A 13,344-nucleotide genomic window follows, 5' to 3' on the forward strand; every position below is an offset into this window, starting at 1 on the left:
CATACACTATTCATTGTACATTATTCATTATTCAGATTTAAAGCTGTTTTCGTAACCGGGCGACCGGAATGTTGAGTTGCTCGCGATATTTGGCTACCGTACGCCGGGCAATGTTATAGCCCCGGTCGTTTAGTATCTTTTCCAACTTATCGTCTGAAAGGGGATGAAGCTTAGGCTCGGCGTCAATCAGGTCTTTCAGAATATTCTTTACTTCCCGGCTGCTGACGTCCTCGCCTGTATCAGTCGAAATACCTTCCGAGAAGAAGTATTTGAGTGGATAGATCCCGAACTCGGTCTGTACGGCTTTGCTGTTAGCTACCCGCGAAACCGTCGAAACGTCCATGTCGATCAGCGTGGCAATATCTTTCAGAATCATGGGCTTAAGCCGTGATTCGTCGCCTGTCAGGAAGAAGTCGTACTGGAAACGAACAATAGCGTTCATCGTCTTGAGCAGGGTTTGCTGGCGTTGCTTAATGGCGTCAATAAACCATTTGGCTGCATCCAGCTTCTGCTTCACAAAGGTGACCGTTTCTTTAAGGGATTTGTTCTGCTTTTTGCTCTTGTCGTAGGTATCGAGCATATCGGCAAACGACCGGCTGATCCGTAGTTCAGGGGCATTTTTAGAGTTCAGCGTCAGTTCGAGCTTGCCGTTGTTATTGGTCAGAATAAAATCAGGGACCAGGTACTGAGCGGCTCCGGCTTCATCCTCGACCGAGCCGGGTTTAGGGTTGAGCTTGATGATGATGTCGATGACTTTTTTTAGCGAATCGTCGCTGATGTTGAGTCGTCGCTGGATCTTATCGTAATGCTTTTTGGAGAATTCGTCAAAGAAATCCTCGATAATACGGATGGCCAGTACGTTGTAGGGGTCGCTTTGGTCTTTCCGGCGAAGTTGCAGGATCAGGCACTCCTGTAGGGTACGGGCGCCAATGCCGGGTGGATCGAACGACTGAATTTTATGCAGAATATCTTCGACCTCCTCGGTAGAGGTAAACACATTCTGCCCAAAGGCCAGATCGTTGACAATTGCCTGCAACGATCGACGGATATACCCATCGGCTTCGATACTGCCAATAAGCTGAAGACCTACGATTCGCTGCTGTTCGGTCAGATTGAGGTACCCAAATTGCTGGAGTAAGGCATCGGTCAGGCTCGAACTGGTAGCTAACGGCATTTCGCGTTCCTCTTCGGCATAGTTGCCGTCGCCCTGCATTTTGTAGCCCGTATAATCTTCATCTTTAATGTAACTATCGATGTCCAAATCGTCGTCGCGTTCTTTGTAATCGTCTACCTCATCGTATGGATCGTCTTCCTCTTTTTGCTCATATTCTTCATCCATACCCTCTTCCAGGGCTGGATTAATTTCCAGTTCTTCTTCAATTCGGGTGTCTAATTCAGCGGTTGGTATCTGCAGCAGCTTGATAAATTGTATCTGCTGTGGAGATAGCTTTTGCTGAAGTGATTGGGATAGGCTTAACTTCTGCATGTTGATGCTATAAGCGGTAGAGTTGATCCGTTATGTTGAGCGGTTAAGTTGGTAGCGCAAAACTGCCCCTCACAATTATCAGACCAAAATAATCGGTTTTTTGTTTTTGTGCACATAAATTTTCTGTGAAGTTGTTAGATACTACCTTCGCACTCATGACAAATAAGCTTTACGATACGTCCTTAAGCCTGCTGACAGATCTGTATCAGGTAACCATGGCGTATGGATACTGGAAATCGAAAACAGCTGAGAAAGAGGCTGTTTTTAATCTGTACTTTCGCAAAAACCCATTCGGTGGGGGCTTTACAATTGCCTGTGGACTGGCCAATGTGATTGGCTATATTCAGAACTTTGGCTTCTCAAAAAAAGATCTACGGTACCTCCGAACGCTCCGGGGAAACGATGGAGAGCCGATGTTTGAGGAGGCTTTTCTGGAGTATCTGGCCAATTTGAAGCTGACCTGTAGCGTTTCGGCCATTCCCGAAGGTACGGTTGTTTTTCCAAATGAGCCGATGATTCGGGTGCAGGGGCCTATTTTGCAATGCCAACTGCTCGAAACACCGCTGCTGAATCTGATCAATTTCGAATCGTTGATTGCGACCAAAGCCGCCCGATTGCGGCTGGTGGTTGACACCGATAAACTGCTTGAATTTGGTTTGCGCAGGGCACAGGGGATCGATGGAGGAATGACGGCCAGCCGGGCAGCTTATATTGGGGGCTGTGATGCTACCTCCAACGTACTGGCCGGTAAGCTTTACGATATTCCCGTTCGGGGAACACACGCCCATAGCTGGGTGATGTCGTTCGATGATGAACAGCAGGCATTTGACACCTATTCCCAGGTGTTGCCCAACAACGTTACACTGCTGGTCGATACCTACGATACCTTACAGGGCGTTCGCCACGCCATAGAGACCGGGAAAAAATTGCGGGAGCAGGGCCATCGGCTGGCGGGTATCCGGCTCGATTCGGGCGACTTAGCCTATTTAAGTATCGAAGCCCGTAAACTGCTCGATGCCGCCGGGTTTGAGAATACCGACATTGTGGCCAGCAATGACCTCGACGAAACAATCATCAACAGTTTGAAGCAGCAGGGGGCCAAAATCAATATTTGGGGTGTGGGCACCAAGCTCGTTACCGCATTCGACCAACCGGCGCTGGGTGGGGTTTATAAACTGGCTGCCTTGCGGAACGATACAGGCGAGTGGTCTTATAAAATGAAGTTGTCCGAACAGGCTATTAAAATATCGACGCCGGGTATTCAGCAGGTTCGCCGGTTTCGGGACGAACGCGGCTTTCTGGCCGACATGATTTACGATACGGAGGTGATGCATGAATCAACAGGTATGGCCACTATGATTGATCCTCTCGACTTTACAAAACGCCGTCGTTTTGACGCCAACCAACCCCACGAAGACTTGCTGGTACCTGTATTTCAAGACGGTCAGTGCGTGTATACCTCGCCGGGTATTCATGACGTACGGGCGCGGGTGCAGGAACAACTAGCAGGCCTGCACCCTGGCGTAAAGCGTTTCGTAAACCCGCACATTTATCCAGTAGGGTTAGAAAAGCGGCTGCATGATCATAAAACAGAACTTATCCTTAAGCTGCGGGAAGGTCAGACCAAAAAATAAGTTACTAACCGGAATCGTAGATTCTGCTAAGGCGTGGACCAGCCCAGGCGCAGGTTGGTTAGTCGTGAGGAATGGATGGGTGATCGTAGAGGTTGAACATAGCGTTTTGATTGAGCAGGTGTGACTAAAAACGGAAAGCGGAAGTAAACAATGGCTACCTACTGATAGGTAAATATTTACAAATAAGCCTTATTGTAAAATCAGTAACAAGGGAAGCTATGTCAACCCTAGGCTTTTTCTTGCCAACCCTCATTTTTTTCTTGTGGAAAAAATAATTGTCTAGAAAAGCAAGGGGTTGAGTAGATTTGCTGGCAGAGAGGTTGTTGACTACCTATTGAATTTCACACCATGACGTGCTGTTTGCGAGCCTTTTTCGTTTGCCTTGGAGGGTTATGGCTAATTGCGTCCAGCCTAGGCATTGCGCAGGAGCCTTCCTATCTGAAGGTACAGACCAATCGACTGCAAAAGGCACAGCAAGCCGAGCAGGAAGCCCTGGCAAAACGGGATTCGTCATTGCTGGCCGAAGCCTACTACCTGTATGGGAAAACCTACTCCTTTACAGGCGACTATCAGAATGCACATCGGTATTTTATCAAATCACTTCGTATTCTTGAACCCAAAGGTTTCTCGGAAGAACTCAGTCGGCTCTACTATCGGCTGAGTAACATCGAAATCAAGCAGGGGCATCTGACAGAGGCAGTACGATACGGCCGGTATGCCATGCACATTGCACGGTCCTTGAAGTCAGATACTGCCCTTTCACGAGCCTGCATCGGGTTGGGACAGGTCTATGCAAATATCTGGACGAACCAGCGCCCACAGGCTCGAACGTCGTACGACAGTAGCCTTTTCTTCTATGGCGAAGCCGAAGCCGCCTGTCGACGGTTGAAAGATAGCGTTGGCGTCGCCGATGTATATGCCGCCCTGGGCGAACTGCTGGCCAGTGCTCGACATCCACAGGCCGCTACCTATCTGGAGAAGTCATTAACGTTATTTCAGTTCAAGAAGAAGGCGGATATTCTATTGAAAGTTATGCCGCAACTGGCCGGAATCTACCTTGATAACGGACAGTTTGACAAGGCCTGGCAGCTGCTGAGCGATGCCGAAAAACAATATAAATCGCGAAATCTGAATGATTACGATACTCAGATCGGTATTGATGTTCAGCTTGTTCGCTATTATGAAAAGACAAACCAGTGGAAATTGGCCTACGAACGACTAAGGCAGTTGGAACGCCTTCAGAACTATGCCTTTCGGGCTGATCACCAGGGAGCCATCACCCGGCTCAATGTGGAATACGAAACGGAAAAAAAAGAAGCCCTGCTGAAAGCCCAAAATCGTGAATTGATGTTGCGTACCGAAACTCTGCAGAGCCAGCGTCGATTTACCATTACCCTATCGTTGCTGCTGGTGCTGGTAACGGCTATGAGCCTGGTGTTTTTTCGACTTAATCGACGCAATCAGCGAATCAGCCGCCAGAACGAAGCGTTAGTAAAAGAGCAGAACCACCGGGTCAAGAACAACCTCCAGGTGGTAGCCAGTCTGCTGAATCTTCAGGCTAAACGATTGTCGGACGAATCGGCCAGGAAAGCTGTTGAAGAAAGTCGATTGCGGATTCAGTCCATGGCGATTGTCCACCGACGACTCTATGATGGAGAAAAGCTGGCACAGATTGATCTGGACGAATTTGTTCGGGAACTGGTGCAGGGGGTTTTAAAAACCTTTGGGTATCCGGCGCTTGAGCCTCATTTTACGATCGCGCCCATCCCGCTTACGGTCGATAAAGCCGTGCCGATGGGGTTGATTCTGAATGAGCTCATAACTAATGCCTGTAAATATGCGTTTCCTGCTAATGATACCCCTCAGTTGTGGATTAGCTGCCGCCAGCGGGGAGTACAGCTTGAATGCACAGTTGCTGACAATGGGCCTGGTTTCGATAATACGGAAACGTCATTTTGGGATGATAATGTAGTGGTTCAGCGTACCTCGTTCGGCATGGCGCTAATCGATGCACAGGTAGCCCAGTTATCGGGAACCTATTCGTTCAGCACGGGCGAAGGCGGAAAGGGAACGCTATTTAGTATGGTCTATAAACTGTAGTTAGTGAGGAATTATGAATCCGTTAACGATTCTGATTGTTGAAGATGAAACCATTACGGCTATGGACCTTCGCGAGACGCTTCAGGAAGCGGGGCATAGGGTAGTGGCTATTGCGCGTACATTTGATCAGGCGCTGGAAGCTGTTAAGCGGCACCGGCCCGATCTGGCGTTGATCGACATACAACTGGAAGGATCCAGTGCCGATGGAATAACAACAGCGCGGGAACTGCTGGAAATTCATCGAATGCCGATTATTTACCTGACGGCCAATTCGGAGCCATCAACATTTCAGGCAGCTAAGAAAACACTTCCGGCCGCGTATTTGCTCAAACCTTTTCGGCACGACGAATTGAAATTACAGGTCGAACTGGCCTATTATTATTTCCAGTCGATGCTCAAAGAGTCGGAAGACGTTGCTTCGTCGGGGTATTTGTACCTGCCGGTCGATAAAGGGTATGAGAAGGTGGCTCCCAATACGGTGTTATACGTTGAAGCCGACGGGGCTTATGTGAAATTGTACCTGAACAATGGCAAAACGCACCATATCAGCACGAACCTGAGCCATCTGGCTCAGTATTTTCAGGCGGCTAATTTCTATCGCCTTTCCCGCTCATTACTCATTAATCTCGACCATGTAGAGCGCGTAGAACCTAATTACCTGTTCTTAACAGACTACCGGCCCGCTATCCAGATTCCAGCTACCAGCCGGAAAGAACTGCTGAAAAAACTAACCATCGTACGAACCAAATAGGAATCCAACTAGCTTCAGGAAAGTGGCGTACACCCACCGTTATGGCTCGACTGGGGCAGAACGACTAAAAATATTCTCTATTTCTTAATACGAAGCAGGTCGCTTGTACTGAAAAAATCCGTTGCTTTACTTCTCCTCAGATAAATTCAATCCATGCAACCCATTGAATTAGTGGTTTTTGATATGGCAGGCACTACCGTAACCGACCATCACGAGGTGGAACGGTGTTTTGCCGAAGCGGCTGCCCAAACGGGCCTGTTCGTGACCGATGAGCGCATTCTGGCTATGCAGGGCCTAGCCAAACGGTATGTGTTCGAGACACTCTGGAAAGAACAACTCGGTGAGTTGCATACTGATATTCAGCGGCAGGTCGATGTTTCGTATGCTACCTTCCGGCATATTCTGGAAGCGCATTACCGAACTCATGGTGCCACACCAACCGAGGGGTGCCTGGATACATTTGCTTACCTACGAAGCCAGGGAATTGCTATTGCGCTTACTACGGGTTTTTATCGGGTTGTAACCGATATTATTCTGGAGAAACTGGGCTGGCTCGATGGGCTGGACAAACGCTACATGGGCAGTCCGCAGAGTATCATTCAGCTTTCCATCGCCAGCGATGAAGTAGAGCGTGGGCGGCCCTATCCATACATGATTGAGCGGGCCATAAACTGGCTAAACGTGTCTAGCCCCAAAGCCGTGATCAATGTTGGCGATACGCCTTCCGATCTGCTGTCGGGCCGGGCGGCTGGTGTAGCCCTCAATCTGGGCGTAATCAATGGCACTCATTCCCGCGATCAACTGGAAGCGCACCCACACGATTTACTGATTGGGTCATTGGCCGAATTGCCTGCTCTGATTGAGTCTCGAAAAGAAATGATTGAAGTATAGCGGAGGAACGTACGTCGATATATGCCTACTTACGACCTGATTATTGTTGGAGCCGGAGCGCTCGGGACATTTCATGCCTATCATGCGGCTAAATCCGGGCTGCGGGTTTTACTGCTCGAAAAAGATCGTTATCCTATTCAGGCTACTGTGCGGAATTTTGGGCAGGTGGTTCCCTCCGGGCTGGCTGGCCGATGGTTCGATTACGGGCGTCGGAGCCTGGAGATTTACCAGCGTATTCAGCAGGAAACCGACCTGACTGTTCGGGCCAATGGTACCATTTATATCGCGTCAGACAACGATGAGTGGACATTGGTAAATGAGTTGTGTGGCCGATACCAGCAGATTGGTTACCCTTGTTCATTACTGACCAAAGCAGAGTGCCTGGATAAATACCCTACCTTGCAGCCTGACTATGTAGTGGGCGGGTTATTTTTTCCCGGTGAGATGAGTGTGGAGCCGGAACAGATGATTCACCGACTCATTGCATATGTCCAGGAGAAACACGGTGTAGACTACCGACCGGGTTCGGCAGTTATTGATGTGCAGCCAGATGGGGGAGGGGCTACCGTAACCCTCAGTAACCGCCAGCGTTTTCAGGGAAATCGAGTACTCATTTGTGGAGGGCATGAAGTTCGTCTGTTGTATTCGGAAATTTTGGCTAAGGCCGGATTGGTTGTCAGTAAGCTACAAATGCTCCTGGCGGAACCGGTAGCTGGTCTTCAACTACCTGGCAATATCCTGACCGGATTGACCATTCGCCGGTATGAGTCATTTCAGGAATGTCCGTCGTATGTGGCTATCAAGACGCCCGATTCGCTGGCCGAACTGAAAAAATGGGGTATTCATATTCTGTTCAAGCAGGCTGCCGACGGTTCGATTATTGTGGGAGATTCGCACGAATATGCCAACGCTACCCAGGCCGAAGATCTGGGGTATCATACGCAGGATTATATCAACGACCTTATGCTGGCCGAAGCCCGGCGGATTGTTTCGTTTCCAATCGCCATAAAAAAGACCTGGGCCGGTTTTTATAGCCAGACTCCAGCCGAAATCTTTGAGTACGATGTTGATCCTACCATTCGGATCGTGACCGGTATAGGAGGGAAAGGCATGAGTTCGGGCGCGGGTTATGCCGAAGAAAGTATCCGTCAGTGGTTAGGTGTATACGTATAGAGGCTGTAAAATCGAAACATAACGATTTGGTAAAGTTGCCTTAATGTTCGGCTTATAGCGCGTTATCTTGTTGATAATGAAGTAAAATAGAGGTAATACTGGCGTAATAGCCGGATCATACTTTTGCGGAAAAGTACTTAAGCAATACTAACCTGCAAAAGCGTATGAAGCTTCTTTTACTGTCTTCAACGTCACTAACCGGCTCATTGCGACGCCTGCTGGTGACGTTTTTAGTTAGTGCGGTGCCAATCCTGTCGGTTTGGGCACAAACCGTTTCGGGACGAGTTACCTCGGCCGACGATAATCAACCCTTACCGGGTGTGTCGATTGTGGTTAAAGGCTCCTCCACGGGTACTACGTCCCGCGCCGATGGAACCTATTCGCTAAACGTACCAGTCAACGGTACGCTGACGTTTTCATTCATTGGCTATCAAACTCAGGAGCTTGCCGTTGGTAACCGCAGCACAATCGATGTGGCTATGGCCGTAGGTACGGCTACCCTGAGCGAAATAGTCGTAACGGCGCTGGGTATTAAGAAAGATATACGCCAGACGGGAGTAGCTATTCAGTCGGTCGATGGAGCACAACTGCTCAAAGCGCGTGAACCGAACCCGATCAACTCGCTGACCGGAAAAGTAGCGGGTTTAACCATCGGTGCTTCGTCGGAACTGCTGGGCCGCCCAAACATTTCGTTGCGGGGTAATTCCGATGTCCTGTTTGTGGTCGATGGTATTCCCATTACGTCCGATACCTGGAACATCAGTGCCGACGATATTGATACCTACACGGTGCTGAAAGGGGCTTCGGCATCTGCCCTGTATGGTTTCCGGGGTAAGAACGGGGCCATTCTGATTACCACCAAACGTGGTACGAAAGATAAGCGTGGTTTTTCGGTGGAAGTGAACACGAGCCAGATGTTCGATCAGGGATTCATTGCCATTCCGAAAGTGCAGGATGAGTACGGTCCTGGCGATCATGGGGTTTATGCCTTCGGCGATGGCAAAGGAAATGGCTTGAACGATGGCGACTACGACATCTGGGGACCTGCTCTGAATGGTCAGTTGATTCCACAGTATGACAGTCCGGTAGTACCCGGTCAAACGTTCACGACCAAGTTCCCGAATGGAGCCACGTTTACCAGCGACCGTCAGCCTACGCCATTTACTCCGCGCGGGAAAGACAACCTCCGTCGGTTCATCCAGACGGGTATCCTGTCGAACAATAACGTAGCGGTAGCCGCAACGGGCGAGAAATATGATATGCGCTTTTCGCTGTCGTATAATTACCAGCGTGGTCTGGTTCCGAATACCAAACTGAATGTGGCTAACTTTAACATTACGGGTGGGTACAACTTTTCGCCGAAGCTCCGTTTTGAAACCAGCCTGAACTACAATCGGCAGTTTACGCCCAACTTCCCCGATGTAAACTACGGTCCGAACTCGCTGATTTATAATATTATTGCCTGGGGCGGTGCCGACTGGAACATCGACGATATGAAGCAGATCTGGCAGCCGGGTAAGGAAGGAACGCAACAGATTTATGCCGAGTATCAGCGCTACAATAACCCTTGGTTCCTGGCAAAATACTGGTTGCGCGGTCACTACAACAACAACGTGTATGGTTATGCGTCACTACGGTATCAACTTACCGATGGGCTTCAACTAACGGCAAAAACCCAGTTGACAACCTACAACCTGCTTCGCACCGAAAAATTCCCGTACTCGGCTACCACCTATGGTCGTGAAGAAGCTCGGGGTGACTATCGTGAAGATCGTCGGGCGTTGTTCGATAACATCAACCAGGTGTTGCTTCAGTACAACAAAAAGGTAACGCCCGATCTGACCGTAAATGCACTGGCAGGGGGCGAAGCTCGGGTGTTTAACTACAATTCTGACTTTGCCAGCACCAACTACCTGAACGTTCCGGGGGTATACAACTTCGCCAACTCATCGAATGCGCTAATCGCCAATAACTTCCAGGCCGATATGCGGGTGTTGTCTGCTTATTATTCAGCCGACTTTACGTTCCGCGATTATGTAACGCTGACCACAACGGGCCGGATGGATAAACTTTCGACCCTGCCTAAAGGTAACAATGCGTACTTCTATCCGTCGGTAGCGCTGAGTACAGTTCTATCAGACTATATCAATCTGCCAACGAACCTGGGTATTTCATTCCTGAAACTACGGGCGTCGTATGCCAATGTAAAAGACGGTCTGACCCAGTCGACGATTGGTACAACACCGGGCGCTTCGTATCCGCTGGGCTATGGGGTTGACTACAGCTCCTCGTATGGTGGACCAACCTACCAGAACTCGGCGGTGTATTCGCTACCCCTTGTGTACAATAACAAACCGGCAGCCTATTATACCAATACGCTCAACAACCCGAACCTGAAGCCGAACTCCACGTCGCAAACGGAGGTAGGGCTGGACATTCGCTTCCTGAACAACCGACTGGCGCTGGATGCGGCTTACTTCATCAGCAACGACGGGCCTCGTATCTTCACGCTACCCTCTTCGGAATCAACGGGATACACAGGCCGACTGGTGAATGGAATCATGACGCAGAAAAAAGGCGGAGAAATCTCGCTGACAGGCCAGGCGATTCGTTCGCCTAAAGGCTTCAACTGGGACGTGGTTGCCAACTACTCGACCTATACCGAACGGCTGAAGGAAGTGTATCCCGAAGGCGGTATCAATACCCTGGCTTCCAACTATTTTGTGGGTAGTAGCAGTAGTTCACGCTTTATCAACATTGGCGATCGGACCGATGGGTTCTATGCGGGTTCGTTCATCCGTACGCCCGACGGGCAGTTGATCAACGATGCGGGTGGACGGCCGATCGTCAATCCGGTGGCTCAGTTCCTGGGGTATGTGAATCCGAAGTTTGTGTGGGGACTCAATAACCGCTTCAGTTATAAAAACATCAACTTCAGCTTCCAGTTCGATGGTCGCGTGGGGGGGATCATTGGCGATTATGTCCGGCAGAAAACCTTCCAGGGAGGTCGTAACATCGAAACCATTCAGGGAGCCTATGGCGAAGCCCGTAAGAATGATGTACAGGCTGTCAAATCGTATGTGGGTGAAGGTGTAGTGCTGACGAGTGGCTCAATAAACTACGACGTAAACGGGAACATCCTCAACTACGGCGAATTGAAATACGCACCCAACACGACCAAAACGTATGCACAGGACTACATCGCCCGGGTATATGGGCAGGCGGAGTCCTTCCTGATGGATCGGAGTTATGCCAAATTGCGCGAGGTAATCATTGGTTACACGCTGCCACAGACTGCCCTGCGTCGGCTGGGAGTAAAACAGGCGAGTGTGTCGGTGGTTGGTCGTAACCTGCTGTATTTCGCCAAATACAAAGACATCGACCTCGACCAGTATCTGACAGGTGGTATCTCAGGTCTGCAAACCCCAACCACCCGGCGGTATGGTATCAATCTGAATCTGGTATTTTAAAAACGTCTTACCCCTAAATCCCTTAAAGGGGACTCTGCTTCCACTCGGATTTAAGTCACTTTAGGGGATTTAGGGGTAAACCGATTATCGACTTTACAATTATGAAAATTCATAAACACATACTCCTTCCGGTTTTGGCGCTGGGCTTGATGCTGACCAGTTGCGAGAAACCTTTCGATCAACTCGAACAGGACCCTAACCGGCCTACGAGCGCACCCGCATCGCTGGTATTCAATGGCGTACTGAACGACATGTACAGCATTGCGGGTGGTGGTGCCTGGAACGACTCCCAGCGATACAACCAGTTCTACGCCAGTAACTACAACTACTACGCCACCAACGAATACTCCTGGACATCGACCGGGCTGTATTACACGACGCTGAAAAATGTGGTAAAAATGGAGCAGGAGGCTAAAAAAGCGGGCCTTCCCGATATGAATGCCTATTCGGCTCTTGGTAAATTTTTCCGGGCTTATTTTTTCGAGCAGATGACCAAGCGCCTGGGCGATATTCCGATGACACAGGCACTACAGGGACTCGACAATCAAACGCCGAAGTACGATTCGCAGAAGGACGTGTATGTGCAGATTCTGAAATGGCTCGACGATGCCAATAGCGATCTGACTTCGTTGATTGCCAAAAACGACAATAATCTGGCAGGTGATATTTACCTGAATAACAGCCTGGCCAAGTGGCAAAAAGTGGTGAACACGTACAAACTGCGTGTGCTGATCAGTCTGTCAAAAAAAGAATCAGATGCGGATCTGAACGTTAAAGCGCGTTTTGCCGATGTGGTGAATAACCCCACCAAGTATCCGCTGATGGCGTCGATGGACGATAACCTGCAGTACATCTACAACAACCAGTATAACAAGTATAATCGGAACCCCGATAACTTTGGTCAGAATGCCACGCGCGAAAATATGGCCGCTACCTATCTGGGGACACTGACAACGTTGAAAGATCCGCGCACGTTTGTCGTAGCCGAACCGGCTACGGCCAAAGTGGCAGCAGGTGTCAAACCAACTGATTTTGCCGCGTTTGTGGGTGCATCGTCGGGCGAAGATCTGGCGATCATGTCATCGAACGCCAATCAGGGGCTTTATTCGTTCCAGAACCGAAAACACTACTACAGCACCTATACGGCTGAGCCTTACATCCTTGTTGGTTATCCTGAACTACAGTTTTCTCTGGCCGAAGGGATCAACCGGGGTTGGGCGGCTGGTAATGCGGAAGAGTATTACAAAAACGGCATTCTGGCATCGTGGGGATTTTATGGGCTGAAAGATGGGGCCAATACGGTGTATTTCTCGGCCGACGGTGGGTATAAAGTGTTCAACACCTATACGGTCAATGTAAGCTTTGCCGATTACTACGCGCAGTCGGCGGTGAAGTATGCGGGCAATTCGGCTGATGGGCTGAAGCAGATTCTGACCCAGAAATACCTGGCCTTTGCCCAACAGTCGGGTCTGGAAGCGTTTTATAATCAGCGTCGGACGGGCGTACCGACCTTTTTGGTTGGTCCCGGAACGGGCAACAGCCAGCGAATCCCGCTCCGCTGGCAGTATCCGGCAACCGAACGGTCGTATAACGCGGCCAATAATACAGCGGCTGTTCAGGGCCAGTACGGCGGTAACGACGACATCAATGCCGCTATGTGGAGTTTGAAATAAACCCATCGGGAATGCCCAGGCAATCATTTGTCTAGGCATTCCCGATGATTGAAAAATTCGATACCAACCATCAATCCCCCGGTTGGACCAACTATTGAAACCGTTCCTGGCTTTTACCGAGAACGGTTATTGGGCGTTTAAGGGGATTCCTTTATTTTTAACGCAT

The 13,344-nt window shown here is 49.6% G+C and carries 8 protein-coding genes; 7 read left to right on the forward strand and 1 reads right to left on the reverse strand.

Annotated elements, in window-relative coordinates:
* Positions 1-37: 37 nt before the first annotated feature.
* Entirely contained in the window at positions 38-1,486 is a 1,449-nt protein-coding gene (gene rpoN / locus B5M13_RS10345; RefSeq protein WP_080055601.1) for an RNA polymerase factor sigma-54, read from the reverse strand.
* Positions 1,487-1,641: 155 nt separating this feature from the next.
* Between rpoN and B5M13_RS10350 the strand changes: the two genes are divergently transcribed.
* From B5M13_RS10350 to B5M13_RS10380, 7 genes are all read left to right on the forward strand, one after another.
* Complete coding sequence (locus B5M13_RS10350; RefSeq protein ID WP_080055602.1) at positions 1,642-3,120, forward strand: nicotinate phosphoribosyltransferase; 1,479 nt, start codon at positions 1,642-1,644, stop codon at positions 3,118-3,120.
* 348 nt (positions 3,121-3,468) lie between these two features.
* A complete protein-coding gene (locus B5M13_RS10355; RefSeq protein WP_080055603.1) occupies positions 3,469-5,220 on the forward strand; it encodes a histidine kinase dimerization/phosphoacceptor domain -containing protein in 1,752 nt (583 codons plus the stop codon).
* Between the two features lie 13 nt (positions 5,221-5,233).
* Positions 5,234-5,971: a response regulator gene (locus tag B5M13_RS10360; RefSeq protein ID WP_080055604.1), complete on the forward strand. Its 738-nt coding sequence runs from the start codon at positions 5,234-5,236 to the stop codon at positions 5,969-5,971.
* A gap of 153 nt (positions 5,972-6,124) precedes the next feature.
* Positions 6,125-6,862 carry an HAD family hydrolase gene (locus B5M13_RS10365; RefSeq protein WP_080055605.1) on the forward strand — a complete coding sequence of 246 codons (738 nt, stop codon included), beginning with the start codon at positions 6,125-6,127 and terminating at the stop codon, positions 6,860-6,862.
* Between the two features lie 21 nt (positions 6,863-6,883).
* Entirely contained in the window at positions 6,884-8,035 is a 1,152-nt protein-coding gene (locus tag B5M13_RS10370) for a TIGR03364 family FAD-dependent oxidoreductase (protein WP_080055606.1), read from the forward strand.
* 164 nt (positions 8,036-8,199) lie between these two features.
* Complete coding sequence (locus B5M13_RS10375) at positions 8,200-11,505, forward strand: SusC/RagA family TonB-linked outer membrane protein (protein WP_245859921.1); 3,306 nt, start codon at positions 8,200-8,202, stop codon at positions 11,503-11,505.
* 101 nt (positions 11,506-11,606) lie between these two features.
* Positions 11,607-13,178: a SusD/RagB family nutrient-binding outer membrane lipoprotein gene (locus B5M13_RS10380; protein ID WP_080055607.1), complete on the forward strand. Its 1,572-nt coding sequence runs from the start codon at positions 11,607-11,609 to the stop codon at positions 13,176-13,178.
* Positions 13,179-13,344: the final 166 nt, after the last annotated feature.

Source organism: Spirosoma aerolatum (genome assembly GCF_002056795.1).
Lineage (GTDB): Bacteria > Bacteroidota > Bacteroidia > Cytophagales > Spirosomataceae > Spirosoma > Spirosoma aerolatum.